The organism is Paenibacillus sp. NPDC093718 (genome assembly GCF_050279985.1).
Classification (GTDB): domain Bacteria; phylum Bacillota; class Bacilli; order Paenibacillales; family Paenibacillaceae; genus Paenibacillus_AQ.
In genome coordinates this window covers 180716-206541 of sequence record NZ_JBNNUS010000008.1, presented here as the reverse complement: position 1 = coordinate 206541, position 25826 = coordinate 180716, and the positions used below count along the sequence as shown (strand labels likewise).

General features: G+C 49.5%; 28 protein-coding genes. 13 read left to right on the top strand and 15 right to left on the bottom strand.

Annotated elements, in window-relative coordinates; genetic code table 11:
* Window positions 1-21 precede the first annotated feature (21 nt).
* The 3 genes from ACQKPA_RS23715 to ACQKPA_RS23705 are packed head-to-tail and all read right to left on the bottom strand — an operon-like array spanning window position 22 to window position 1623.
* Window positions 22-594 carry a DUF4825 domain-containing protein gene (locus ACQKPA_RS23715; protein ID WP_427494953.1) on the bottom strand — a complete coding sequence of 191 codons (573 nt, stop codon included), beginning with the start codon at window positions 592-594 and terminating at the stop codon, window positions 22-24.
* Window positions 591-1271 carry a permease prefix domain 1-containing protein gene (locus ACQKPA_RS23710; protein WP_427494952.1) on the bottom strand — a complete coding sequence of 227 codons (681 nt, stop codon included), beginning with the start codon at window positions 1269-1271 and terminating at the stop codon, window positions 591-593. The genes ACQKPA_RS23715 and ACQKPA_RS23710 overlap by 4 nt, the downstream gene beginning before the upstream one ends.
* The gene (locus tag ACQKPA_RS23705; RefSeq protein WP_427494951.1) at window positions 1255-1623 is read right to left on the bottom strand and encodes a PadR family transcriptional regulator; all 369 of its coding nucleotides are present in this window, start codon (window positions 1621-1623) and stop codon (window positions 1255-1257) included. The genes ACQKPA_RS23710 and ACQKPA_RS23705 overlap by 17 nt, the downstream gene beginning before the upstream one ends.
* A 228-nt stretch (window positions 1624-1851) precedes the next feature.
* Here ACQKPA_RS23705 and ACQKPA_RS23700 point away from each other — a divergent pair, with 228 nt between their 5' ends.
* The 6 genes from ACQKPA_RS23700 (at window position 1852) to ACQKPA_RS23675 (ending at window position 6936) form a co-directional block, all read left to right on the top strand.
* Window positions 1852-2379: a DUF2062 domain-containing protein gene (locus tag ACQKPA_RS23700; protein WP_427494949.1), complete on the top strand. Its 528-nt coding sequence runs from the start codon at window positions 1852-1854 to the stop codon at window positions 2377-2379.
* Between the two features lie 208 nt (window positions 2380-2587).
* On the top strand, window positions 2588-4048 hold the full coding sequence (locus ACQKPA_RS23695) for a spore germination protein (protein ID WP_427494948.1): 1461 nt from the start codon (window positions 2588-2590) through the stop codon (window positions 4046-4048).
* Complete coding sequence (locus ACQKPA_RS23690; RefSeq protein WP_427494947.1) at window positions 4048-5223, top strand: Ger(x)C family spore germination protein; 1176 nt, start codon at window positions 4048-4050, stop codon at window positions 5221-5223. The genes ACQKPA_RS23695 and ACQKPA_RS23690 overlap by 1 nt, the downstream gene beginning before the upstream one ends.
* A gap of 13 nt (window positions 5224-5236) precedes the next feature.
* Complete coding sequence (locus tag ACQKPA_RS23685; RefSeq protein ID WP_427494946.1) at window positions 5237-5440, top strand: hypothetical protein; 204 nt, start codon at window positions 5237-5239, stop codon at window positions 5438-5440.
* 68 nt (window positions 5441-5508) lie between these two features.
* Window positions 5509-6624, top strand: a complete 1116-nt coding sequence (locus ACQKPA_RS23680; protein ID WP_427494945.1) for a GerAB/ArcD/ProY family transporter — start codon at window positions 5509-5511, stop codon at window positions 6622-6624.
* 228 nt (window positions 6625-6852) lie between these two features.
* Window positions 6853-6936 carry a putative holin-like toxin gene (locus ACQKPA_RS23675; protein ID WP_223260591.1) on the top strand — a complete coding sequence of 28 codons (84 nt, stop codon included), beginning with the start codon at window positions 6853-6855 and terminating at the stop codon, window positions 6934-6936.
* A 170-nt stretch (window positions 6937-7106) separates the two neighbouring features.
* Here ACQKPA_RS23675 and ACQKPA_RS23670 read toward each other — a convergent pair whose 3' ends face one another.
* On the bottom strand, window positions 7107-7967 hold the full coding sequence (locus ACQKPA_RS23670; RefSeq protein WP_427494944.1) for a DUF421 domain-containing protein: 861 nt from the start codon (window positions 7965-7967) through the stop codon (window positions 7107-7109).
* Window positions 7968-8127: 160 nt separating this feature from the next.
* Between ACQKPA_RS23670 and ACQKPA_RS23665 the strand changes: the two genes are divergently transcribed.
* From ACQKPA_RS23665 to ACQKPA_RS23655, 3 genes are all read left to right on the top strand, one after another.
* Complete coding sequence (locus ACQKPA_RS23665) at window positions 8128-8334, top strand: DUF1657 domain-containing protein (RefSeq protein ID WP_053491912.1); 207 nt, start codon at window positions 8128-8130, stop codon at window positions 8332-8334.
* Between the two features lie 159 nt (window positions 8335-8493).
* Window positions 8494-9456, top strand: a complete 963-nt coding sequence (locus ACQKPA_RS23660) for a sugar kinase (RefSeq protein WP_427494943.1) — start codon at window positions 8494-8496, stop codon at window positions 9454-9456.
* 61 nt (window positions 9457-9517) lie between these two features.
* Complete coding sequence (locus ACQKPA_RS23655; RefSeq protein WP_427494942.1) at window positions 9518-10186, top strand: bifunctional 2-keto-4-hydroxyglutarate aldolase/2-keto-3-deoxy-6-phosphogluconate aldolase; 669 nt, start codon at window positions 9518-9520, stop codon at window positions 10184-10186.
* Between the two features lie 97 nt (window positions 10187-10283).
* Here ACQKPA_RS23655 and ACQKPA_RS23650 read toward each other — a convergent pair whose 3' ends face one another.
* The 5 genes from ACQKPA_RS23650 to ACQKPA_RS23630 all read right to left on the bottom strand — a co-directional run bounded on the left by ACQKPA_RS23650 (window position 10284) and on the right by ACQKPA_RS23630 (window position 15744).
* Complete coding sequence (locus ACQKPA_RS23650) at window positions 10284-10889, bottom strand: YitT family protein (protein ID WP_427494940.1); 606 nt, start codon at window positions 10887-10889, stop codon at window positions 10284-10286.
* Window positions 10890-11011: 122 nt separating this feature from the next.
* The gene (locus ACQKPA_RS23645; RefSeq protein ID WP_427494939.1) at window positions 11012-11863 is read right to left on the bottom strand and encodes an MBL fold metallo-hydrolase; all 852 of its coding nucleotides are present in this window, start codon (window positions 11861-11863) and stop codon (window positions 11012-11014) included.
* Window positions 11864-12010: 147 nt separating this feature from the next.
* Complete coding sequence (locus ACQKPA_RS23640; RefSeq protein WP_427494938.1) at window positions 12011-13996, bottom strand: PTS fructose transporter subunit IIABC; 1986 nt, start codon at window positions 13994-13996, stop codon at window positions 12011-12013.
* An 87-nt stretch (window positions 13997-14083) separates the two neighbouring features.
* A complete protein-coding gene (pfkB, locus tag ACQKPA_RS23635) occupies window positions 14084-14995 on the bottom strand; it encodes a 1-phosphofructokinase (RefSeq protein ID WP_427495054.1) in 912 nt (303 codons plus the stop codon).
* The gene (locus ACQKPA_RS23630; RefSeq protein WP_427494937.1) at window positions 14995-15744 is read right to left on the bottom strand and encodes a DeoR/GlpR family DNA-binding transcription regulator; all 750 of its coding nucleotides are present in this window, start codon (window positions 15742-15744) and stop codon (window positions 14995-14997) included. Before ACQKPA_RS23630 ends, pfkB begins: the two co-directional genes overlap by 1 nt.
* Window positions 15745-16010: 266 nt before the next feature.
* Between ACQKPA_RS23630 and ACQKPA_RS23625 the strand changes: the two genes are divergently transcribed.
* On the top strand, window positions 16011-16928 hold the full coding sequence (locus ACQKPA_RS23625; protein WP_427494936.1) for a J domain-containing protein: 918 nt from the start codon (window positions 16011-16013) through the stop codon (window positions 16926-16928).
* A gap of 81 nt (window positions 16929-17009) precedes the next feature.
* Here the strand turns inward: ACQKPA_RS23625 and ACQKPA_RS23620 are convergent, their stop codons facing one another.
* Entirely contained in the window at window positions 17010-17900 is an 891-nt protein-coding gene (locus ACQKPA_RS23620) for a hypothetical protein (RefSeq protein WP_427494935.1), read from the bottom strand.
* Between the two features lie 174 nt (window positions 17901-18074).
* Between ACQKPA_RS23620 and ACQKPA_RS23615 the strand changes: the two genes are divergently transcribed.
* Entirely contained in the window at window positions 18075-18932 is an 858-nt protein-coding gene (locus ACQKPA_RS23615; protein WP_427494933.1) for a DegV family protein, read from the top strand.
* Between the two features lie 241 nt (window positions 18933-19173).
* Window positions 19174-19677, top strand: coding sequence for a hypothetical protein (locus ACQKPA_RS23610; RefSeq protein WP_427494932.1), 504 nt, complete (start codon window positions 19174-19176; stop codon window positions 19675-19677).
* Window positions 19678-19775: 98 nt separating this feature from the next.
* On the opposite strand, the gene glpX is transcribed toward ACQKPA_RS23610, so the two are convergent.
* From glpX to ACQKPA_RS23590, 4 genes are all read right to left on the bottom strand, one after another.
* Complete coding sequence (gene glpX, locus ACQKPA_RS23605; RefSeq protein ID WP_427494931.1) at window positions 19776-20753, bottom strand: class II fructose-bisphosphatase; 978 nt, start codon at window positions 20751-20753, stop codon at window positions 19776-19778.
* Window positions 20754-20794: 41 nt separating this feature from the next.
* Entirely contained in the window at window positions 20795-21601 is an 807-nt protein-coding gene (locus ACQKPA_RS23600) for a pyruvate, water dikinase regulatory protein (protein ID WP_100538911.1), read from the bottom strand.
* 13 nt (window positions 21602-21614) lie between these two features.
* The gene (locus ACQKPA_RS23595) at window positions 21615-22277 is read right to left on the bottom strand and encodes a helix-turn-helix transcriptional regulator (protein WP_009595798.1); all 663 of its coding nucleotides are present in this window, start codon (window positions 22275-22277) and stop codon (window positions 21615-21617) included.
* A 193-nt stretch (window positions 22278-22470) separates the two neighbouring features.
* On the bottom strand, window positions 22471-22644 hold the full coding sequence (locus ACQKPA_RS23590; RefSeq protein WP_074961774.1) for a GapA-binding peptide SR1P: 174 nt from the start codon (window positions 22642-22644) through the stop codon (window positions 22471-22473).
* Window positions 22645-22973: 329 nt separating this feature from the next.
* Here ACQKPA_RS23590 and ACQKPA_RS23585 point away from each other — a divergent pair, with 329 nt between their 5' ends.
* Window positions 22974-23948: a cation diffusion facilitator family transporter gene (locus ACQKPA_RS23585; RefSeq protein WP_427494930.1), complete on the top strand. Its 975-nt coding sequence runs from the start codon at window positions 22974-22976 to the stop codon at window positions 23946-23948.
* Between the two features lie 66 nt (window positions 23949-24014).
* On the opposite strand, the gene ACQKPA_RS23580 is transcribed toward ACQKPA_RS23585, so the two are convergent.
* Window positions 24015-25811, bottom strand: a complete 1797-nt coding sequence (locus ACQKPA_RS23580; protein WP_427494929.1) for an alpha/beta fold hydrolase — start codon at window positions 25809-25811, stop codon at window positions 24015-24017.
* Window positions 25812-25826 lie beyond the last annotated feature (15 nt).

The following is a 25826-nucleotide window of genomic DNA, read 5'->3' as shown; positions in this document are numbered from 1 at the left end:
ATCTCTTCTAAAGCTTTATCTCTACAGAAACTTGCGCTCAACCAGGTTCTCTACGTAATCACCGACAAACTTCATATCACCAAGACGGGATTGAACCTCCTTCTCCCATGTCCCGGCATCCCGTAATGAAGCAAGTGTGACCTGATTGCCATACCACGACTCCACCTCGTCCCGCCGGATGGTGAAGGTTTGGTCTTCAAATGCGAAAATCAGTTTCTCCATATTATCAATCATGGCAAAATTAGCAGTGGAATTATAAACCAGCAGCTGTTTCAGCTTCTCCTCTTGCAGATCGCCGGCCCTGGCCTGGAATCGGAGCTCGGCCGTCAATTCCTCCGGATACAGCTGAAATGTGCGTTCGATGTCACGCATGGGAAGCGAAGCATTCAAATTGATCAGGTTCCCGGCATTCCCCATATACGGGCTCGCAAAGCTTAACGAATTCCGGATATCGTGCGTCAACGGATCATTCTGCTCCGCTTCATATTGAACGGCCTGTTCGTCTGCCTTGGGCTTGATGAATCCCTCCAGTGCAGCCATACCCGCTACGCCGATAAGCAGCAGTGTAACGATCAGCCAATTTTTTTTGCTCATGGTTCATTCACCTCAAGTTGAAGAGTTAATTTACAAGCTTTTTGGACAAGCAGCGGAATGATGACCGACGTCATCGGGATGGCATATCGCATGACGGTCACGTAGAACGAATAGGGCCCATCGATCCGCAATTCTCGCCCAAACCATAGATCGCTGCCGTATTGAATCAGGAAGGTGTACATGGATACAACGACGATAAATATCGACCACAGCCACCATGCCCCTTTGCTCCATTTGGCCAATTTGCCTGCGTTGATCACAGCTGTCTGCTTCTCATACCGTTTCAGATGCCTTGACATGGACAGATACACCGCTCCGGTCAAGACAACGAGACATAGCAGAAGGGTGTTCACCCCTATACCGCTTGGCAAAAATCGGGCCGGGATCGTGACGATCCACGCCAGCAAGGAATAAATGAGCGCGCTCTGAACCAATTCATAACGGAAACGGTAGCTGTAAACTTTTTGATTATCGTCAATGAGAGCTTCGATATCTTCGATGTTATCGATGGCCAGACTGATGGCCGATTGATATTCCATCCCATTCTCCATATAATCCGTAACCCGAGCCTCCAAATTGCTGAGAACCTCATTCTTCAGCTCTACCACTTCCTTGGTTTTGCGTTGATTCGCAAATAGACGGTCCACAAAGATCTCTAAGTCATGCCTGTTGGCCATTGTCTGTCAGCTCCTTTCCGTTTCCGATCAGAATATCAATAATCTCGCGCGCAGCCTTCCATTCCTCCTGATTCTGCAGCAAGCGTCTCTGTCCCTCCTGGCTGAGGTTGTAATATTTGCGCCTTCCGCCCTGGGTTTCTTCACCCCAATAGGAACGGATGAATCCCTGCTTCTCCAACCTTCTCAGACTGGAATACAAGGTAGGCTCCTTCAGCTCAAATCGATTCCCGCTTCGCAGCGAGATTTCTTTAATGATCTGATAGCCGTAATTATCTCCGTCCAATAACACGCGCAAAATAAAGGTATCAATATTTCCACGTATCAAATCGCTGTTATGTATGGATTCTATCAAATACCCGGACCTCCTTAACGAAACGAATGGGAATAATATAACGCATATTACTATGTATGTCAAAGTAATATTACATGCATATATTTCTTCTTTCCTCGATTGACGGTTTACAAGCACTACTATATAATTTTTGAAAGTTCTTCCTATTATAAATGGAATCCCTACGATACAAAAATGCGGTTCCAATCCCTTCATTATTGTATTTAGTACGTGCAGGAGGAGACGGTTTTGCTTCATAAATACATTCGACGACTGAAATACTATATTCTCCGAACTCTCCGCATGCAAAATAGCGATCATCGAATTGCGCTCGGTTTTGCCGTAGGCTTCTTTCCTTGCTGGTACCCAACCTTCGGCATTGATCTGCTGCTGGCTCCGCTGCTCGCCCGCATGGTTCGGGCGAACATCCCCTCCGCCTTCCTTGCAGCTTCGACAGGCTCCGTCTTGTGGCCGATCCTGTTCTATTTAAACTATAGAATCGGGGTATTTGTGCATCTGTTCACCACATTCCCCAAAACCTTTGAAATCGAAGATGCTCTCTCGGCACCTGTCCCTGAGACGGATTATAGGATTGAGACGAACCATTTTGGCAGATTAGGCGATATGGGCGTCAACTTTCTTGTCGGTGCCCTCATCAATAGCATCCTCTCTACATTGATACTCTATATTTTACTGCGCATCTTGCTCTCCTTTTACCGCAGACCCTTGCTTCACAAAATCAAAGAATCCATTCGAAGAGGTAAATCGAAGTCTTAATTAAAACTCACATTGAAAAGCGCCTGGGATCCCTCTCCTCAGGCGCTTTTTATTTTTTAGAATTAAGATGTTTTGTCCCTGTCCGGATCTCAACTCCTCTTCAGTCCCTGACCGGTTTCTCTGGAAAATTCGGTATAAGTTGCTAAAAACACGGCATTCTAAAGAGGATGAGCCTTTACTACATATCGGCAAAGGAGGGGAAAACTGAATGAAATCGAAGGTGCAGTACGTACTGCTTGACCCTGTTAAAGAACGGCTTGCGAATTGCGAGGATGTCATCTATCAATCCTTACGTGTCCATGGATCAACGTGCACCGTCATCTACATTGAATCCATTGTGGATATCAGCACCCTGCACGAACATATCGTCAAACCGCTAATTAAGGAAGCAGCGTTGATTCAGCATAATTTCAACGACTTCATTGATCGTATGGATCGTGGAGATATCCTGTCGGTTCCATTTCATCGCTCTTCCTCGGCGGAGTATATTGCCAATATGATTGTCGAAGGCACAGCGGTAGTGGTTGTGGAGCAGTTGGCAGAGGCTTATTTATTTGACATCGCGTTGTACCAGAAACGGGCGGTTTCGGAATCTCAGAATGAGCTCGTGGTGAACGGGCCGCAAGAAGCTTTTATCGAAGACATTGGCACGAATTTATCGCTGCTCCGGCACAAAATCAAGCATACGGACCTCAAAACCGTGCGTTATCAGATTGGTGAGTATTCCAAGACCGCCGTATATATGGTGTATGTCGACGGCTTATGTAAACCCGAAGTTGTCGCCCAAGTAGACCGGCAGCTGAATAACATTTCCATTGATGGCACCTTCGGGATCAGCACCTTGTCCGAGCAAATGAAGGAAGGTGTGAAATCCCCGTTTCCGCAGTTTCAATACACAGAGCGACCGGATTCCGTAGCCGCTTCTCTGCTTGAAGGCAGGGTCGGCATTATGCAGGATGGAACGCCGTCGGCACTGATTGTGCCTGTCACTCTATTTTCCCTGCTGCAGTCGTCCGAGGATTATTATCACAGCTTCTTCTCCTCAAGTTGGATCCGGATTGTCCGGTTCGTGTTCGCCATAATCTCATTACTGATGCCTTCGCTATATGTGGCGATTACGACATTTCAGCCATCCATTATACCCACCGATCTGCTGATCACCATTGCGGCATCACGTGAAAATATCCCGTTCTCCGCTTTAACGGAGGCACTGATCATGGAACTGACCTTTGAAGCGCTGCGGGAAGCCGGAACCCGGATCCCGAAGCCCGTCGGGCAGACGATATCCATTATCGGCGCCATCGTCATTGGACAGGCCGCAGTGGAAGCGGGGGTCGTATCCAACCCGATGGTCATCGTGGTCTCGATAACCGGAATCGCTTCTTACATCATTCCGCACTTCGAGCTTGGGCTTGCGTTCCGCCTGCTGCGTTTCCCCATACTCATTCTCGGAGGGACACTCGGCCTAATCGGCGTATTTGCCGCTGCCTTCCTTGTGTATGGCCACATGGCTTCCCTGAAGTCGTTTAATACGCCTTATCTGCAGCCCGTTGCGCCGCTTGTGATATCCGAATGGAAGGATACCTTTTTGAGGGCACCATCCATGCTGATGAAGAACCGGCCTAAAACCTATGCGTCTTCCAACAATTTAAGGAGAAGAAAGCCATAATGCCTCTACTCAAATTGTTTAACTTGTTGAAATTGGTGCTCCCCCTGACTCTGTTGACGGGTTGTGGTTTCACGATGACCAAGGTTGAAATCAATGAGCAAACCTTTGTATTTGCCATGTATGTGAATAAAGGTCAGCAAGAAGACACCGTAGAAGTTACGATCAGTGCCCCCCTTCCAAATCGGCTTACATCTGGAAGCCAAGCAGGCGGCCAAGGTGGTGGTGACCCGTATGCCATGGTAACCAAGACCTCCAGTACCGTGCAGGATGCCCTGCACCTGATTCAACGGGATCTTTCCAGGCGTTTTGACTTCAGTCACACCAAGGTCGTAATTGTTGGCAAAAGCTTCGCGGAAGCGGGATTAGAAGAGCTTACGGACTGGCTTCAGCGAGAACCGACAACCAACCTGAATATTTATTTAATGGTTGCACCCGGAGACGCCAAAAAAGTCGCTGAGCTGACACCGGTCTTTGAGCAGATGCCCTCGGAGGTGCTCACCCGTTTTGCGGACCAACACAACATGATCGTGACGAACTTGAAGGATTGCCTCTATGCCGAATCGGCCAATCAAGGCTATGCCTTGAACTATTTGTCAGCAGGCTTGAAGCCTATGGTGGCCGACCAAGAGAAACTGGAACCCTGGGCAGGGATTCAGGGTACGGCGCTTTTCCGTCATCATAAACTCGTGGCCACACTCCCGATGAAGGAGTCGCTTGCCGTCAGTTGGGGAGTAAACGAGGTAAAAGGTCCTCTGTATACTGTTCAATGGAGTGATGGCGAGAAAGCAAGCGTGTTTGTCATCACATCAAGGTCCAAAAAGTCCGTACGCATGGTTTCGGGTCATCCGGTGTTCACGGTAAAGCTAAGCGGAACGGGCGATGTCATATACAAACAAAAGCAAAGGCAGCTTGATACCCTTCAGGTGAAAGAGCTGATCGAGCGTGAGCTCAATGATCAAATCGCCGGTCATTTAAGAAAGGCTCTTCATACATCGCAGCGAGTAGGAGCAGACATCCTGCAGCTTGGCATGCTGGTGGATTGGAACTATCCGGATCATTGGCACGAGGTTAGTGCCAACTGGCCCGATTATTACAAAAACGAAGTTGAGATCCAGGTTGTTACCGACATCAAAATTCGAAACTTCGGATCCATACTCAAAATGAATCCGAAATAAGGAGGTTTTGCCCATGCTCGCTCTTCTGTTCCTCGTGTACTCCTTGGTGGAATGGTATATCGCGAAGAAAAAGGCAAGAGCACCTCGTGAAAAATGGACGGTTCTCCTGCTAATCCTTGCGTTTACCGTCTGGAATTTATTCGCCTCGTTTTCTCACGAGTGGCTGACCCCCAACCATCTGATTATGCTGCTGTTCGGTTGGCTTGATAACATATAACAAAAACATCTATCGGCGTATTTTCACAGAGGACTATAATCTATGACGGAAAGGATGTACGAACCAACATGCGCAATACTCCCTGGCAGCTGTTCCGTTTCGGATTTGTCTATCTTAACGCCATACCTACCGGATTTCTGATCAGTCCCATATTGTGGAACTCTGCTTACTTAGGATGGGCTGCGATTCTGGGCGGCTATGTGATGAGTTTAATCTTCCTGTGGTTTATGGTAAAGCTCGCGCTGTGGGATCCTCAGAAACCCTGGATCGATTTCGGCAGTAAACTTGTCAGCAAATGGATTCATATCCCAGTCGTTGCTTTGGTGTTTTTCTGGTCGATCAATTACATAGGGATGGATATTGAAAGCTTCACTTTATTCTTCGACACCAATTACATGCGGGAATCTCCTCAATGGTTCGTGCTCCTGATCGTAGGTTTGGTCGTTATGATTACCGCCAGATGGGGCATGGAGACGATGATTTATATTTCGGACGGGCTCTTTCTCGTCATTGTCATTGCGATCGTGTCCATGAATTTGTTTTTCTTCAAGGAAGCCCATTTTGATATGATGACTGCGATGGTCAGGCATCACAATTATGAGTCGGCTGTTAAGGATGCCCTGTTCTGTTTTTCATTCTTCGCGGAATGGATCGTCTTCCTCTTTCTCGCTCCCTATATCCAATTTAACCGGAAATCGTTTCGAAACCTCGCCGCCGCAGGGATGCTGGTGACTATAGGCATATTGCTCCAATGGGCCTCAGCTTTACTAACCTTCGGCCCTTATCTAGGGCGGGAGATGCAATATCCACTTGTTGAATTAATGCGCGCAGCCAGTGGGTTCCTCGGCAACTCCGACCCGCTTATTATTGGATTATGGAGCAGTGCGATGTTTTTCCATAGCGCCTTTCTCATCCATGTAAGTGTAAGATGTCTTGCCAAACTGCTTCACCTAAAGCAAATGGATGGACCGCTGATTGCCATCATTGGGGGAACGGCTATCGTGATTGCATTTCAGTATTCGCAAAATCCGATCCTCTTTCTCCAGGACTTCAATTCTTTCGGGATGGCGATGTTCTTTATTCTTATGGAGTTTATCCCTATTTTCTACTGGATTGCCTCCCTGTTCCGTAAACGCAGACCCAAGCGTAAACAAAAACCTAAAGCCAATCATAAACCCGCTTGAAACTTGAAACTGTATCGATATCCTAATGAAAACGAAATAAGAGAGCTGCATTTGCCGCTCTCTTAGCCTCTCGATCAATCTAATCGAAGTTTATACTTATTTATCTCGTCAAAAAATCAACATTTTATGAAAGCGCTTCCTACAAAAAGGTTCTTTTATTGTAAGCAATTGGCATATTATATAGTACAGTAGACCAGCTGGCAAGGGTGGCAGCAGGAGGTGATAGGCATGGGCGTGAATGAAGCTTTGGCTTTAATGATATCGTTCGCCACTCTGGTCGTCTCGATCCTTGCCTTCCATAATAAGAAATAGACCCGTCCCTTGTACAGATGAATCTATTTCTTACGTCTGGTTGCAAGCAAATATCCACCTTGCAGGTGATGATCTGCTGTGCGGGGAGTCGGCGGCAACCGGCTCCTTTTGTAATACACAAAAATATCCTATTCCGATTTTTACGGAATTATGACTCGCCGGTTCCCGAATTAAGTATTTAGGATTGGCTTTACCTCGGCTATAATTTTCTCGATCTGTTTGGAGCTTTCTTCATACATTTTTTTTGCCTTCTTACTCTTTGTACTGAGGCTGAATAACTCCAAATCCGCCTGACATTTTTTCAAATTCGCATAGAGCAGTTTCCGCTCCTCATTTTGGGGAACCTGAATCTGATCATCATACAAATCGATGGTTAGTTGTCCATAAGTGTCTACCTGGGCGAGAAATACATCCTTGATCTTAGCACCCTGCTTGTCCAGTTCTTCCACCAGCCATCCCTGATTGAAGCCTGCGACGCGCAGCGGTTCATCCATCACTTTACCATCCATGACGACAACCTGTCCGGGCTTTTCCGGCGCTACCTGGACACCAAGATCTTTAGGAGTTAAAGGCAGATTGTCACGCGTCAGCAGAACATTAATTTCCCCGCTAGACTCCATAACGGCAAATTCCACGTCAGCGACCTGAAACACGTCTCTTTTCCGCAGCTGCTGCATTAACTCATCGGCAGACAGTTTTTCTTTCTTTAAATTATCTTCTAATATCTTGCCATCTTTGATGAGCACGGTCGCCTTAAAATCGATAAAGTCTCTGGCCTTTTTGCTCTTGATTGACAGGAATTCAATAAGTAATGAACAGGCTACCCATACGCCCAGCGCTACTAATCCCAAATACCAGTTCGCATCAAGATCCAAGGAGATGTAGGCGGCCAAGCTGCCGATCGTAATCCCCGTTAAATATTCAAAAAAAGATAGCTGCGTAACCTGCCGCTTGCCCAGCAGTTTCGTCATCAGAAACAAAACGACCACAGCACATAAGGTTCTGAGTACAATTTCCAACCACTCGGCCACAATAAAGCCTCCTCATTTAATGTCTTGATTGATAATCACACTTTAGATTATTGTCAAATATCCCTTTAGAAATCACACCATTATTTTCCAAGGGAAACTCTATGCATGTTCTTCTGCAAAATGCGTACATTATTACGCATGAAAGGAGTGATAAAAACCAATGACCGTAGCTTCCGATGTTAAAACATGTCTCTCATCCTTAAAAAGCGCTCAGGCCAGCCTTGAGCAATTTGCACTGTCCACGCAAGATCAAAATGCCAAGGATTTGTTCACGGCGGCAGCACAACAAACACAGCAAGTCGTGGACCAAGTGGCCCAGCGGGTTCAGCAGCTTGAACAGGAAGAGCCTCAGTATAAAGGTTTCTAAACATTTCTTTTTTGTTTGCTCCATCACATGTAAGCCCATGCTTACCTCCTATCTTCCCCTGATAGGAGGTACTTTATATTGTGTTATTTATTATTGAGTTATCCTCCCCATCAGGGTAAAGTGTTAATAACGGCGACTGAATTCAAGGGGGGAGATTCTATGAAGAATGAAACGCGTCCTATCGATGTCATCACGTTCGGTGAATCGATGGGATTATTATATCCGGAAGGCACACGGGGCATAGGGCAAGGAGGAAGCATGGCACAATCCTTCGGCGGTGCCGAAAGCAATCTCGCCATCGGATTGGCCAGACTTGGCTGCAGCAGCGGATGGTTCGGTCAACTCGGCAACGATCCGATCGGAACCGGTATTTTGAAAACGCTTCGAGGAGAAGGTGTCGACATTTCCGCCGCCAGTCAAACGGATGTTGCACCGACCGGTCTTATGCTGCGACAGAACGTTCGCGGTCAATCCTCCGTCTATTACTACCGCAAAGGGTCAGCCGCCAGTCAAATGACGCCGGACCATGTAGACTCCGAATACATAGCCAATGCCCGCTTCCTTCACTTTACAGGCATCACCGCAGCTCTAAGCAGCAGCTGCCTGGAGACGATACGGCATGTCATTTCCGTATGCAAATCGCATGGCGTCCTCATCAGCTTTGACCCTAACCTCAGGCTCAAGCTATGGAATATCGAGGAAGCTCGCCCTGTATTGCTGGAGCTTGCGGAAGCCTGTGATTATTTTCTTCCGGGCTATGATGAATGCAAGCTGCTGTTCGAAACAGAGGACGAGCAGGCAATCCTGAATCGCCTGCGGCAGCTTCCCGCGATGTCAATTATCAAAAGTTTCAATGGGAGCAATGTCATTGTCCACAAGAGCCACACCTACTCCCTTCCCTTTGAACAGGTGGATCAAGTGGTGGATACCGTGGGAGCAGGCGACGGCTTCTGTGCCGGTTTCCTTGCCGGTATCGCAAAGGGCTGGACACCTGAAGAGGCCCTCTCGCTGGGCGGCTTAACCGGTTCGCTGGTGATCCAAGCGCCCGGTGATTGGGAAGCACTTCCGACCTGGGAAGAGGTACAACAGCGGCGCGGAAATGCTGCTCATATCGAGCGTTAACTCCTGTTCTTTAAACAAGCCATCTTTCTAATCCATTCATAGACGAGAAGGAGTGTGTAACATGAAAAAGCTAAGACTGATCGAACAAATTCATCATGCAGGCGTCGTCGCTGTCCTTCGAGGAGATTCCCCCGAAGAGGTTGTCGAGATTGCCAAACGTGCGATTGAAGGCGGTATCAAGGTTATCGAAGTAACCATGACCGTACCGTTCGCTACCGAAGCCATTACGACGCTGGCCAAAATGTACTCCTCTAAAGATCCGCAAGCGGATAACTATGCCATCATTGGCGCAGGCACGGTTCTCGATGCTGAAACGGCTCGAATCACCATTCTTGCCGGTGCCGAGTTTGTAGTCTCGCCGGGCTTTGACCGCGATACCATTTTGCTCAGCAATCGTTACCGCATCCCGGTTATGCCGGGCGCCGTAACCGTTCATGATATCGTTGCCGCTCTTGAGCTTGGCGTTGATGTCATTAAGCTCTTCCCGGGGAATCTGTACTCTCCTTCCGTCATTCCATCTCTGAAAGGTCCGCTCCCGCAGGCCAACATCATGCCAACCGGAGGCGTAAATCTGGACAATCTGCATGAATGGATCCAGGCCGGCGCGTTTGCGGTCGGGATCGGATCGGATCTGACCAAGGACGCACTGAAGAGCGGTGACTTCAATCTGATTACAGAAAAGGCACGCGCTTATATCAACGCCTTTAAGGCAGCTCAATCGCAAAGATAATAAATGCTGTACCGTTTTCGTATAGGATTTCTCCAAATATCGTTTTTTTTCATAAACAGACAAGCCTATCAAGAGTCGACTTGATAGGCTTGTCTGTTTATTTAATCCGTCTCTTTTTGAACCAACGCTTCTGAGTGAACATTCCTGTCGTAAAGCCGCCCGCTACGATCGTCAGAACAGAATACATGAAGGTGCTTCCCGACAGCAGGATACCTCCGAAACCAATAATCACGGCATCCATCAACAAAATAATGACACCTACATTTAACGGCAAATATTTAGCCAGGAAATGCGCCAACAGATCCGTACCGCCCGTGCTTGCATTGTTTCTCAGCATAAATCCAAGTCCGGCTCCGATCAAAGCCCCGCCCAGGGGCGCGCTCAGGATGACATTCGGGGCAAAAAATCGCAAAAAACCCGGTTGCAGCGGTGAAAGCAAATCGATGATAAATGAAGATATCAGCATGCCTGACAGACTATTGTAAAAAATTTCGCGATTTAATATCCAGGCTGCGATAAACATGGGAATGCTGCACAAAATAATGACGAATCCGATATGTAGATCAAACACATAGTTAGCTATCAGAGCGACGCCGATAACTCCACCATCCAAAACTTTATGCGGGACAAGAAAAAAATTGGTCCCCACCGCAATCAGAAAACTGCCGATCACGATAATGACATGTTTTCGAAATGACACCATTTCCCCATCTCCATTTATAAGGGCATGTCTCATTTATATGCTTGCCATTTCGAAAAATTGCGGACTTGCTGTCCCGCATTTGAAAAAAATTCCACCGGGCACGATTCGGATGCCTTTCGCTATTAATCTTTTACATAAATCAAACGCTCAGTCCGTGCCATCACCTTGGTCTTCATATATGGATAGTTCTCATAACAATAATCCACAAAATACCCCGGCTTCTCTCCATTCCAAGGGAAAATATCATAGTGCATCGGAATGGTCAGATCGAATCCCGATGCTGCGGCAAGCCCCGCTGCCTCCCGAAAGCCCATATTTCCAACGATTCCGTCTTTCCGGCGGAAGGCATCTCCCCCGTTAATCGGCACCATCCCGATATCAATCGCATGCGCTTGTAACCTTTCAACCAAACCAGGATAAACGACAGTATCTCCCGCATGGTAGATCAACACGCCCTGGATATCCACCAAATATCCGACATATCGGTGCCCAAACTGTTCATGCTCATCCAAAGTTTCATGGGCAGCTGGAATCGCCATCAGTCGGAAGCCCTCAAACTGCTGCCAATCATCGCACATCGCCGCATACAAACACTCCGGCGCGACACCAGCCTCTCTCATCGCTTCATGGCAGCAAGCCGGTGCGACAAAGACTGTCTCCGGATTCTGTTTGGCTATGACCGCAATCGTTCCCAGATCCATATGATCGTCATGCTCATGGGTGATCAATACCATGTTCGCATTCGTGATATGCTCCGGCTTCAGCGGTGCAGGAAATGCGCGCTTGAATCCCGCTTTGCGTTCCAGATCATCGGACATATAAGGATCGATATAGATGACAACCTCTCCGCCCTTAAGGACAACGCTCTCCTGTCCCAGAAACCATACCGCCGCCATTCCTTCGGCTGTGGACGTCCGGTTGATTTCTTCGATAAGCTCCTCGGGACCTCGACCCTTGCTGTTTTGTTCCATCATCTCTATTCTCTCTCCTTCCTTTTTCGATCATGACTAGATTATAACATGCGGTCATCTGCAGAGAGATCCAACCGACTATGAAAAAAAACGAGTCCGAAGTAAGCAGAAACGCCCACCCCAAACTCGTATTGTCTCATCTGTATGAATCTATTTACGCTCAAGCGGCTTCTTCCACAGACCAAGCAGCAGGCCTGATATCAACGCGCCAATCAGAACGGCCAGCAAGAACAGAAGCGCATGGTTGGCCAGAGCGGCAACAAAAATCCCCCCGTGAGGAGCAGGGACGTTGATGCTCCACAGCTGCGTCAACCCGCCGGCAACCGCCGAGCCGAGGATACAAGATGTCAGCACGCGCAGCGGATCGGCAGCGGCGAACGGGATCGCCCCCTCCGTTATGAAGGAAAGACCCATCACGTAGTTGGTTACACCGGACTTTCGTTCCTGCTCCGTAAACTTACGCTTGAAAAACGTCGTCGCAAGCGCAATGGCAAGCGGAGGAACCATACCGCCGGCCATAACCGCGGCCATCATCGCTCCGTTCGTATTGCCGCTGGATGTAAAGACGCCGATCGCAAATGCATAAGCCGCTTTATTAAAGGGTCCGCCCATGTCAATCGACATCATTCCGCCCAGAATAAGACCGAGAATCACCGCGTTGCCGGTACCCAGATTGTTCAGAATATCAATCAAGCCGAGATTGATCCAGCTGAAGAACGGATCAAACAGGTAGAACATGATCGTTCCGGTGACAAGGAGGCCGACAACCGGGTACAGCAGAATCGGCTTTAAGCCGTCAAGCGCTTTGGGCAGACCAGCAAAGGCTTTGCGCAGCAGGATCACCACATAACCCGCCAAGAAACCTGCCGCAAGCCCGCCAAGAAATCCCGAATTAGAATTCAGGGCCATTAGCCCTCCGACCATGCCGGGCATCAATGCCGGACGATCACCTATGCTGAGCGCAATGAATCCGGCCAGAACCGGAATGAGGAAGTGGAAGGCGCCGTCTCCCCCGCCAATCGTCTGCAGCAGCTGGAAGAGGGGATGACTTTCACCTGCAAGCTGCTCGATCAGGAAGGAGATAGCCAGAAGAATACCGCCTCCTACGACGAATGGCAGCATATGCGAGATACCATTCATCAGGTCCTTATACACTTTCGTGCCTATGCTGCCCTTCTCGGCGCCCTTTGCTTGCGACTCACCACCGCCTTCGCTCCGGTAGATCGGCGCATCGCCGCTCATCGCTTTGCGAATCAGCTCCTCCGATTTGCGGATACCGTCGCTGACCGGTCGCTGGAGCACGGGCTTTCCGTTAAAGCGGGCCATTTCCACGTTTTTGTCGGCGGCAATGATGACGCCTGCCGCCCTGCGGATTTCCTCTTCCGTCAACACGTTCTGCGCACCCTCCGAGCCATTGGTCTCCACCCGGATCTCGACGCCCATTTCCTGGGCTTTCTTCTTCAGGGCATCTTCAGCCATAAACGTATGGGCAATACCGGTCGGACACGCCGTTACGGCAACAACAAAAGCATCCGAGGTTCCTGCAGAAACATTCCGTTGGTCAGATTCGGGAGCGCCGCCGGACTCCTGACGGTTGTTCTCCGCTTCCTTTTGTTTAGTTTCCTTTTGCTTAGATTCCCTTTGTTTGGCCGCTTCCCTCTCAGCTTTGGCGGCTTCTTCTACCGCCTGCTTGGAGTCGAATAAAGCCGTTATCTCCTCGGGCGTCTTCGCGTCCATCAATTGCGCGATAAATTCGGCATCGATCAGCAGCCGCGATAGCGCGGCAAGCGTGCGGAGATGGGTATTTCCGGCTCCTTCCGGAGCTGCGATCATAAAAAACACATACGCCGCCTCTCCGTCCAGCGCTTCGAAATCCACGCCCTGACTGCTCTTGGCAAACACGACGGTCGGTTCATTAACCGCTTTCGTCTTCGCGTGCGGCATCGCGATGCCGCCTCCGATCCCCGTACTGGATTCGGCTTCACGCTTCAGAATCATCTCTTTGAACAAGACTGGATCGTTGATCCGCCCGCTTGCAGCCAGGCTTGCGATCAGTTCATCAATGGCTGCCTCCTTCGTGACCGCCTTCAGGTCCATGATCATCGTTTCTTGTATCATTAAATCCGTAATTTTCATGCTGGTTCACACTCCCTTGATATCCTCGTGATGACTGCCACGCCATAGCAGGCCGCATCATAACCGCGTAATTCGATGTAAAGCGGCTTACCACTCCGTGATCCTAACCTGCGGAAGAAGTCGATCAATTGTTTCCCGCACAGCCAAATCGTCCAAGAACGCCGTCGCGCTACCCGAGGCGACCCCTGTCCGGAATGCCTCGATCGGATCCTTGCCCATCGCAAGAGCACCGACGAATCCGGCAATCATCGAATCGCCAGCCCCCACAGAATTACGGACTGTACCTGGCGGTACGTTGGCGTGATATACCCGATCGGCCGTGATGAACAGCGCCCCTTCGCCGGCCATGGAGATAAGGACATGCTGTGCTCCTTCCTCGAGCAGCTTTCGGCCGTACTCCACAAGCTTCTCGCTTGAATCGATAACAACGCCGAACAATTCGGCCAGTTCGTGATGATTCGGCTTTACGAGAAGCGGCTTCCAGGCCAAGGCCTTCATCAGCGCATCTCCAGTAGTGTCCATCACGAATTCGGCACCGCACTTGCGGCACGCTTCGATAAGAAGGCCATAAAAGTCAGGTCCCAGCGAAGGCGGAACACTGCCGGACAACACAACGATGTCCCCTGCTTGAAGCTGTGACAGCTTATGAAGCAGTTCTTTCGTTTCTTCCTCGCTGATGATAGGACCCAGGCCGTTAATTTCGGTCTCATCGCCATGCTTAAGTTTGACGTTGATGCGGGTATCGTCCGCAATATTCACGAAATCGGTGCGGATTCCTTCCTTGCCCAGCATCTCGTCTATATAACGACCGGTGAATCCGCCCAGGAAACCGATGGCCGTATTATCAGCTCCAAGCTGGTTCAACACCCGCGATACATTAATTCCTTTACCGCCCGGAAACTTCATGTCCCGGGTCATTCTGTTCAAACCGCCAAGCTCGATATGCTCAACTTCCACGATGTAATCGATGGAAGGATTCAGTGTTACTGTATATATCATCATGATCCCTCAATTATTTTGGTTTTCTGTGAAATAGCCTTCTTCCAGGATTCCGACAAGGACTCCGTAATCAGCGTCGCTTCGTTCAGGTCTAATAATTTGGCGAAGGAAACCTCGCCTATTTTGCTGGAATCCGCAAGAACATAACTGGAGGCGGACAGCTGGTGGGCTCGCCGCTTAATCAAGGCTTCTTCCGGGTCGGGTGTGGTATAGCCCATCTCTACATCCACACCGTTCGTGCCCAGAAAGCAACGGTCAAAGCGGAAGTTGTCCATATTTTGAAGCGCAATGCTTCCGATGACGGCTTTGGTATGAATTTTCATCATGCCGCCCAGTAGATAACTTTTGATTCGTTTGCTTACCAGCGCTTCGATATGGGATAAACCGTTGGTTACGACCGTGACGTCCTTCGCATCGATGAAAGGTATCATCGCCAGCGTGGTCGTTCCCGCATCGAGATAAATGCTTTCTCCATCCTCCACCTGTGCTGCTGCTAAACGGGCAACAACCTTTTTCTGTTGAATGTTTTTGAACGTTTTTTCCTCAATTCCAGGTTCCTGTATCTTAGGGCTTGGCAGAGCAGCTCCGCCATGAATGCGCTTTAATAATTGACGTTCCTCAAGGTCGATTAAATCACGCCTTACCGTTGATTCCGAAGCTTCAAGGAGTTCAACCAATTCCTGCAGCTTCACGACGCCGCGTTCTTGCAAGCGCTCTAAAATGATTCGGTATCTTTCTTCCGTCAGCATAATGAATCCCCCCCAAAGCATATACTACCATAACCGTTCCAAAAAACAATCTAAAACTTTCAAAACCATTCATAATCATTCAGGAAAGCTATACATCATTTGCTATATTGCTTGATTACCATTCGACCTTTCTTGCTTGTTCATGACAGTTTACCCATTATCAAGCCGGCAAGTGTCGAAACATCACATAAACGTTTGTAACCTGCCGCCTCTACACTATATACTGGTAAATAGGAAACTCTCACAGTATAGAAGAGGTGACATGAATGGACCAATTGAAAGAAGCCTATGAGCGAATGGGTCTGCCGGAGGATGCAACCAAGGAACAACTCGACGACCGGTACACGCTGCTCATGCGCCAAACCCGCTCACATCAAAGGCGGGAGCCGGACCGGACGGAGGAGATCGAAGCCGAGTTTGCCGACATCACCAAAGCCTATAAATTCATCCTTGAAGAAGAGAACCGTAAAGCTTTGGAAGAGATGAATCAGAAACGGTACGGCAAATATAAAAGGTTTGCCGGGACAGCGGAGAAAACCGATCATTTCTTCCGTTATTATAAATTTCATGTGCTCGGCGGTATTGCTCTAGTCGGCGTCCTCATTTATATCGTGATCAGTATTTTCAACCATCAGGCTGAGAAAGAACGGTTGGCCAATCTGCCCCCGGTTGATCTGGAAGTCATGTTCCTCGGATCTTATATGAGTCAGGATGGTGGACAGGACCTCAAACCAATCGAGGATGCGATTCTGGCGCAATTCCCCGATTGGAAACGCGTAACCGTTAACATTAACTATGTACCGCCTCTGGATTCCAACAATCCGCAGGATGCAGCCATGCTGCAAAAGGCACTGCTTGTACTGTCCACAGAGCGCCCGGACCTGTACATTATGGATCAGACCGCCTTTGATTGGGTTGGCAATCAAGGGATGGTGCGCCCCCTCGAAGCGGAGGTTGAAGGCGAGCTGAAGGAACTGCTCACGCCGGAGATGCTGGTAAAGGGTAAAAATGAGGAAGACGGTTCGGAGCATGTGTATGCCGTGGATATTATGGGCAGCCCCCTTGGCGAACAACTGCCTGTCCTTAAGAAAGAAATGTTTGCGGGCATTCGTGAAGGCACGGAACGTGACGCAAATGCACTGCGCTTTATTAAGCAATATTTGGAGACGTCCAAGCAACAATGAATGCATCCATCCGATATGTATAACAAAACAGCCTCGCTGCTTAGCCTTATGGCCAAACAGCAGAGGCTGTTTTTGCGAGCATTATTGATTAACGATCGAGCTCAAAGATGTAAAGGCATGCGTGGCAAATCCCTCGGAAGGTTCACGGTGAGGGTTATTTACACGGAAAATATATCCCTGGCCGTCAATCTCATCCACAATGTACATCTTGGTCAGGCTCTCACCTTCGCCTATCATATAAACGGACGCATTCTCCATGCCCTTATGCTTCTCATTGTCGTCAGCTTCACGAACTTTACCTGTCTCGGCTAGCTCTTTCTCCGCTTCCAGCTTGAGTTCATCCCCGTTATAATCCGAAGGCAGCTTCGTAATCTCGACATAATAATCTTGATCCACATTCATGGTCAGCTTGTTGGTCTTTGCATCAAAAGAAAAGATATCAAATATATAGAGCGCGTAACCGTCACCCTGGGCGAGTTTAGCTGTTTTGGTCTCTTTCATGCCCTCCAGCTCAAGTTCAAAATCTTTGGTTGCAGGCAGCTGCGCGTTCTCTGAACCCGTGCCCCCGCCTCCCTCTTCCACCGTCAGCTTGGTGAGGATCAGCTGTTTCAATTCTTCTTCGCCCTCAATGGGCTGCTCCCAATACTCATACGAGACGGACTCATCTCCCTGAAGCTTGGATATGACTTGGTCCATACCTTCGCCCAGCCGGAACGCGGTAGGACCCTCTGCTGTTTCAATTTCAATGGAATTGTTATCGATTTGACCTACATAGGTACCGGTTCCCTGCTTGATCTCGATCTTCGGCTCTTCGACGGGTTCAGTCGGTTGCTTAACGTCATCCTCTACCGGATTCGGATCAACTGGCGGCTGAGAAGTCGGGTCTTCGCCGCCGCATGCCGTTATAGTCATGAGCAGCATAGCTGCGGCAGCTGCTGCGATGATTTTGCTCAAATGCTTTCGCTTTGCCATAAAACCACCTCCATTATAATTAACGGGAAACCTATGGAATATGTTGCACAATCACCGCCTTTTTTGGAGTAAACTCACAGCACTGGACCCAAAACGACAAGAACATTCCCTTTTCTCATCAAACAAGGTATTCTAGTAGTACAAGATTCAATTAGTTGATAAAGGGAGATGTTCATGTCTGGTAAAATTAGAATTTTTGCTGACAGTACTTGCGACTTACCACCTTCATGGATAGAAGAATATAATATCGGCATCGTTCCGCTCTACGTCGTATTCGGAGAACAATCCTTGCGCGACGGAGTCGACATCACGCCGGAACAGCTATACGCCAAAGTCGATCAGATCGGCAGCCTGCCCAAAACAGCGGCACCTTCCCCGTCCGACTTTATTGCGGCCTTCACGCCATCCATTGAGCAAGGCGAGGATATCCTGTTCCTTAGCATTTCATCAGAGCTTTCCTCCACCTATCAAAATGCGTTGATCGCCGCAGGTGAGCTGCCCGAGGGCCGGGTTACCGTGTTTGATTCACGCAACCTATCCTCCGGTATCGGCCTCCTTGTTATGAAGGCTGTTCACGCAGCCAATGAAGGTTCATCCATACCGCAAATTGTGGAGCTGTTAAGCCGCACCGTAAATGAAGTGGAGTGCGAATTCGTTGTCGATACGCTGGATTACTTGTATAAAGGCGGACGCTGTTCCGGCATGCAAAACATCATTGGCAGCCTGCTGAAAATCCGTCCGGTTATCAAAGTCGTGAACGGCGGCATGATCCCCGCTTACAAGGTACGGGGCAAAAAAGAGAAGGCACTGGATCAGATGATCCAGAATGCGCTGGCCCAAGTGGATAAGATGGACAATGATCTGATCGTTGTTGTACATACCATGGCCGAAGAGGAAGCCCGCTTCCTGCAGAAGCAACTGCAGGAGAAAACAGGTGCGCGGCAGGTTAGCATTTCTACGGCGGGCTGCGTCATATGCAGCCACTGCGGCCCTCAGACCGTCGGACTCATGTATACCAAGAAGCCTTCATAATATCCTTCAATCGGAAAGACAGTCCTGCTCTGAAACGCTTTTGCTGCAGGACTGTTTTTTCTTTATTCAGGCTTGCCTATCGGGCGCTTAGGACCTTATTAAACGGACAGCCTATTGGCTAAACATGCCATCCTAGACTAAAGTCTAGGTGAAACATTCCCCGTAGGACCGAGGACATCCCCATCCATTGCATGGTATTCTTGGATTAATCAATCTACAAAAGGAAAGGAACGAAGTTTGTATGACGAAACGTACAATCTTGGCACCGCTGCTCATCCTGCTCGGCGCATACTTGCTCTTAAACCAAGGCGGAACAGTAGGCGCCGGTTCCATCTTCGCGACATTCTGGCCTACCCTGTTCGTGATCCCGTTAGGCCTGTTTTTTCACTGGATGTACTTCTCGCTGGTTGGACGACAGGGTATCGGACTGTTGATACCGGGCGGCATTCTGCTCACAGCCGGTATTGTCAGCCAAATCGCTTCCCTGTTTGACTCGTGGGGCTCCATGTGGCCCGGCTTTATCCTGGCCGTTGCGGCAGGGCTGTTCGAGTTCTACTGGTTCGGATCGCGTAACAAGTGGCTGCTCATCCCGATTAACATTCTGACCGTATTGTCACTGCTGTTCTTCGTAGTATTCTCAATCGGACCCGTGCTGAATTACCTGTCCGTCGTGCAGCCTGTCATCGCCGTGCTGCTTGTGCTTGGCGGAGCTTGGCTGATGCTCGGACGGAAGAGACACAGTTAAGCATCCGGCGGCGCCATGCCGTTAACAACGCATAAAGGCACTCCGAAGGTTGGCTAACCTTTGGAGTGCCTTTATATTATGGATACCCAGCTGATGCATTAAGAAGATGCAGCGGCAGCTAATGTTTCACTGCCTTGAAACAGATGATGAACGCTCCGGATATAACGGACGGTTCTAGTGCCGGAGTACATCATGACGGAATGCGTTTCGGCTCGCTGACCCGGCATAAACTTCACGCCGCGCAGGAAATCGCCAGCCGTTACGCCCGTTGCCACGAATAATACGCCTTCGCGGCCTACCATATCCTCCATCGTCAGCAGCTGCTCGGGATGTTTCAACCCCATGTCCTGGCATCTGATGAAATCCTCCGGTGTTTCCGGTATGAGCCGTCCCTGGATTTCTCCGCCCAGGCATTTCAAAGCAGCGGCAGCGAGAACGCCTTCCGGAGCTCCTCCTGAGCCCACATAGAGATCGACCTCGCTGTCCGTGCAGGTCTCGATCGCTCCCATGACATCCCCGTGGCTTAGCAGCTTGATTCTTACCCCGGACTCTCGCAAAGCCTTGATCATCGCGCTGTGTCGCTCGCGATCAAGAATGGATACCGTCATCTCCGACAGCGGCTTGGATAATATCTCCGATGCTTTTCGAAGGGTGACCTCAATCGGATCATTCAAACTCAGCTTGCCCGCAAGCTCGGGTCCAGCCGCGAGCTTATGCATATAGATATCGGGCGCATGCAGAAGGGTGCCTCGGGGAGCTGCGGCGATTACGGATAACGCGTTGTTCAGCCCGCTGGCCACCGTTTCCGTTCCTTCGAGCGGATCCACCGCCACGTCCATCTTCGGACCTTTGCGGTTTCCTACGCGCTCTCCAATATACAGCATGGGCGCTTCATCCATCTCGCCTTCCCCTATGACAACGACACCATCCATCGCTGCGGAATCAAAATGCTTGCGCATGGCAACCGTCGCGGCTTCATCAGCACTGTTCTTGTCCCCTCTTCCTGTCCACCGGGCGGATTGCAGCGCCGCTTCCTCCGTCACTCTTACAAGCTCCAATGCTAATGAACTCTCCATAAATGAATCCCTCCTTCAGCTTTTTTCCTTACCGATGCACCTTATTTCAGATAATTCATAATCAGTCCTGCGGATTCCTCAATTGCCTTATCGGTAACATCAATGACGGGGCATCCGAGCTCCGCATACAGCGACAGGGCATAATCCAGTTCCTCTTGTATCCGCTCAAGGGCTGCATACTGCACCTGATGCGGCAGTCCCATGACCTTTAAGCGCTCGCTGCGGATTTTGAGAAGATGCTCCGGCTCGATCGTAAGCCCGATGATCGTCCCGTTCGTGACTTCTCTGAGCTGCGACGGCGGCGACATCTCCGGCACGATCGGGAAATTGACCGTTTTGTAGCCTTTATGAGCGAGAAACATCGATAGCGGCGTCTTGGAGATTCGAGATACGCCCAGCAATATGATGTCTGCCTTCAAAATAGCGCTAACGTCCTTGCCATCGTCATATTGGACAGCGAATTCCATCGCGTCGACCCTCCGGAAATAGCTGTCGTCCAGGCGATGCAGCAGCCCCGGCAGCCGTTTGGGATAGTCGTTGAACGTATCGGCAAAGGCCTGCATCATCGGCCCCATAATATCCACCGTACGAATGTTGAGCCGCACGGCTTCCTCCCGCATGACCTCGCGAAGCTCCGGCTGCACAAGCGTGTAGGCCACAAAGCCTCCGCGACGCGCCACCTCCTCCATCAATTCTGTCAATTCATCCTCGTCGCGAACGTTCATATAACGTTTAATCTCTGTATTCGGAAGCTCGAATTGGCGCAGGGTAGCTTGCACAACTGCTTCAGCCGTCTCCCCGATGGAGTCCGAACAGATTGCTATGAAATGAGTTAATGCCTGATTCATCCGATTCCTCCCATTATTCCTCGGCTACCATGTCGAGCAGCATTTTGATAATATTCGTTTTTGTGATCCGACCGACAACCTTCCAGTGTTCCCCCGGATTCCCCGTAGTGGACGGAACGACAACCGGCAGGCTATCGATTTGATGGTTGATGATTTTCCGGGCGGCATCCAGCACCGTATCTTCCGGCTGCACGGTTGTCACGTTAGCCCGGCGGGTCATGATCAGGCTTACCGGCATGGAGGATGCCGTCGGGTTGCCAAGCGTTACCTTTAGCAGATCCTTGCGGGACACAATCCCGGCCAGATGACCATCGGCATCGGTAACGATCAGATTCCCCACGTTCTCCAGAAACAAGGATACAACGGCTTCATGAATCGTCGTGGTCTCACGCACAATAACCGGAACACCGTGCAGATCGCCAACCTTCATTTTGAGAAGGCGAAACTTCTCCTCCCGGTCGCGCGTTCCACGCTTTCCCAGAAAGTACCCCACCTTTGGCTTGGCATCAATATAATCCAGAACCACCAGTTTGGATAAATCGGTACGAAGGGTGGCTCGACTGACATTCAGCATCTCCGCAATCTGATCTCCTGTAATGGGTGCATGTTTTTTTACAATATCGACGATATCCTGCTGCCTTGTCGTCAGTTCGATAGTGATCCCTCCTGCGTGCATTTCCTCTACTTGCCGATATAATACGTCATATATAATATATATGCAACATATTTTCATCCAAAAAGGCATAATTAGGTATCAATCATTTTTTTAAACCCTATCAAAAAAGGTTATAAATCCACTAAAAAAGCATGCTTCAGGAAGTTTCCTTCCCATAAGCATGCTTTGTTTACATTCCTCTCACGATCATCAATTAATTTTGAGGGTCTGTGCCTTTGCATTCCCCTTTTCCGCAATATCCATAAATGATCTTCACTCCGTCGGTTGGAATCGTGTCCACCATTTCATCACATCTGGAGCATATAATCAGGCCCCATTCCTCATTCGCCTTGCCTTTCGCTGCCTCTGGACTTGTTAACGCTTTCATAACATTTCCTCCTTATGTTTTTTCACTTTGCTGCAAGGCAGTTTACACTTTGTTATCCAGGGGGTAACTCGATTCGCCACATCCTGCAAAAGACCACTTACCAACCGTTTTCACTACATACATCCCTTTATTTTCCACTATATTCTTAATGTATTGGGTAAGAAATGAAGATATGAGTAAATAATGATTAATGTAACAAAAAACATGTTAAGTAATATGTATGACATCATGGTTCACGTGAGGATACGGGATACCCTTAATTTGGCATGATATGATAATATATACTTCGGATTTAAATCGAAATCGACATAGTAGACGGAGGGTTTGGATTGAAGAACACATGGCAGCTTATTAAGAAAGGAAACACCTCATCCGCCATTGCAGCACTGGGCAACACGGGATTGGCTATAATCAAGGGGATTGCGGCGTCCGTTAGCGGCAGCGGTACGATGTTTGCATCCGCCATGCACTCGGTGGCCGATGCCGTAAACCAGGGGTTTGTATTCGTAGGCAGCGTGCTGGCCGAGCGGAAGCCGACCAAGAAGTTCCCCACCGGATTCGGCAGGGTCATTAATCTGGTCTGCATGGTCGCGGTAATCGTGGTTACCATCATGGCCTACGAAACGATACTGAAAGGCTTCAAGCTGTTAAAGCATCCGGAAGAAGCCACGAATTTCTGGCTTAATTTCATTGTGCTGGCTATTGCCGTTATTATTGATGGCGCCATCCTGATGAAAGCCATGAAAGAGATTATGAAGGAAACCCATGCTCAAGCATCCGGATTTGCCCTGCTGCCCGCCGCTTTCAAAAATGCCGGCCGCGCTGCCCCGCCTACACGGCTTGTGTTCTATGAAGACATCGTGGCTACACTAGGTGCCCTCTTCGCGCTGATCGCCATTGTGTTCGCGCATTTCTTCAATTTCCTCATCCTGGACGGAATCGCCACGATCCTGATCGGATGTCTGATGGTGGGCGTCGCCTTTAAGGTCGGATATGACAATATGGTCGGCTTAATCGGCGTCGCCGCTCCCAATGAGGTAGAAGAGAAGATCTCCCAGATCATTCTAGGCGATCCGGATGTCCGCGACATCAATCGTCTTCGCATCCTGCAGGAAGGCCGCAACTATCATGTGGAGGCCTACATTGAACTGAAAAAAGGGATGACCCTGGCCGAGGCCGGCCATTCCAAAATGAGAATCAACGCCCTGCTGACCCAGGATCCGAACATTTCGGATGTGACCTTAGGCATCCTGGAGGACGATGGAATCAAGCTCTGGAATCCGAGCGAGACTATAGATAACTAAAAGGGAAAGAGGCGTACCTCAGAGTCCGTATGGACCTTGGGTACGCCTCTTTTTTCATACGGCCCCTTACTGATTGCGCTTCAGGAATTCGACCATCCGCGCATAAGCGATTTTTTCGTTGGCCTTCTTCGTAATGCCATGCCCCTCGTCTTCGAACACGAGATACTCCACGTCACGGCCCTTCGCCCTCAAGGCTTCGACGATTTGGTCAGATTCCTCTTTGACGACACGCGGATCGTTAGCCCCTTGGATGATCAGCATCGGGTTCACCATATCATCCAGGTACGTAATCGGCGAATCCTTGATAAAGCGTTCTTTATCCCGTTCCGGATCGCCTATCCAGCGTTCCATAATCGGCTTCCAGTGCTCGGGTACCGAGTTGTAGAAGGTAAACAGGTTGCTGACCCCGACAATATCAATGGCCGCTTTGAAATACTCCGGATTACGTCCTGCTAGCAGCAGAGTCATATAACCGCCGTAGCTTCCGCCCATCACGAAGAGCTTCTCACGGCTCGAGATGCCCTGCTCAAACAGCCAATCCATACCTGCCAAACAGTCCTTGCGCGGTCCCTCGCCCCAATCCTGCTCCACCAATTTCACGAAGGAGCTGCCATAACCCGTGCTTCCCCGGAAGTTCGGACAGAAGATGTGATACCCTTTGGCCAGAATATACTGGAACATGGAACGGAACTGCTTGCGTTCCGAGGCTTGCGGGCCGCCATGCGGCCAAAAAACCGTATAACCGTTCGCCACGTGGTCTTTGGCCCGGAACAGGAGCGCTTCGATCTCCATGCCGTCAAAAGAAGGATACGTCACAACCTCCGGCGTCACCATGTCCTCGTCGGTTAATCCTGTCAGAACGTTCTTCGTGATCAAACTCCATGCTCCGCAGGCGTAACGGTAAATGTTAAGCGGCTTCACAGCGCCGCGGGCAAGCAGGTACAGATTGCCGGACTTTGTCACGTTCAACTGCTCCACGATATCCGATGGAAGAGGAATGGCGGTTAACTCACCGGTGTCGAGCGAATAGGCATACAGTCGATCCTCCACCCCTTTTTCCGTGACGATATAGAGAGTCCGTGAATCCTTATGGTAGCGCAAGTGCTGAATGCTCTCCAGGTCGATGCGGCACAGCGGTTCAAACTTCTGCTGAGGAATGTCGTAAGTGGCTACATATGAAAATTCCGATTCATAATCCGTTGCGAAGATGACCTGGTCATTGCTGGCGAACAGCACATCGCCCGAGATATGAACCTGTTCAGGGGAAGGTGTCAGGAAGAGCGGCTCTCCGCCTTCACGCTTCACGTAACTGACATAGTAGGTATTGGCGTACATTTGGGTATACGCGATGGTTTTCTCGTCGGGACTGACGGCACACATTTCGGTTGACGTAACCTTGCCTTCAAGCAGCAGTTGATCCTCCTTGGTGTCCAGATGATATACGCGCGAGTTCAGGAAGGATGGATTGTCTTTTGACGTGACGTAATACAAGCGCTTGCCATCCTCTGACAGATGTACGAAATAATGCTTGTCATCCGTATCAGCACCTTCGAACAGAGGCATCGGCTCGCCACCATTCCAGGGCAGCGCATGAAACTGATAATTCTCATTCCCGTCACGGTCAAACGCAGTTAAGATATGCCGCCCTTCCGGGTCCAGCTTAATGAAGCTTACGATCTGGTCATTGTATGTAAGCGGATAAGGGTAAGACGTCTCCCCTTCTAACTCCATGGCCCATAAATTAAACTTTCCGTTTAGACTGCTGCTGAATACAAGCCGTGACTCGTCTGCACTGATTCCGAAGGTACGAATGCCATACGTTTGAAAAAATTGCTCCACATCGGGCTTAGGAAATTCGATCATTCATTTGCCTCCCTG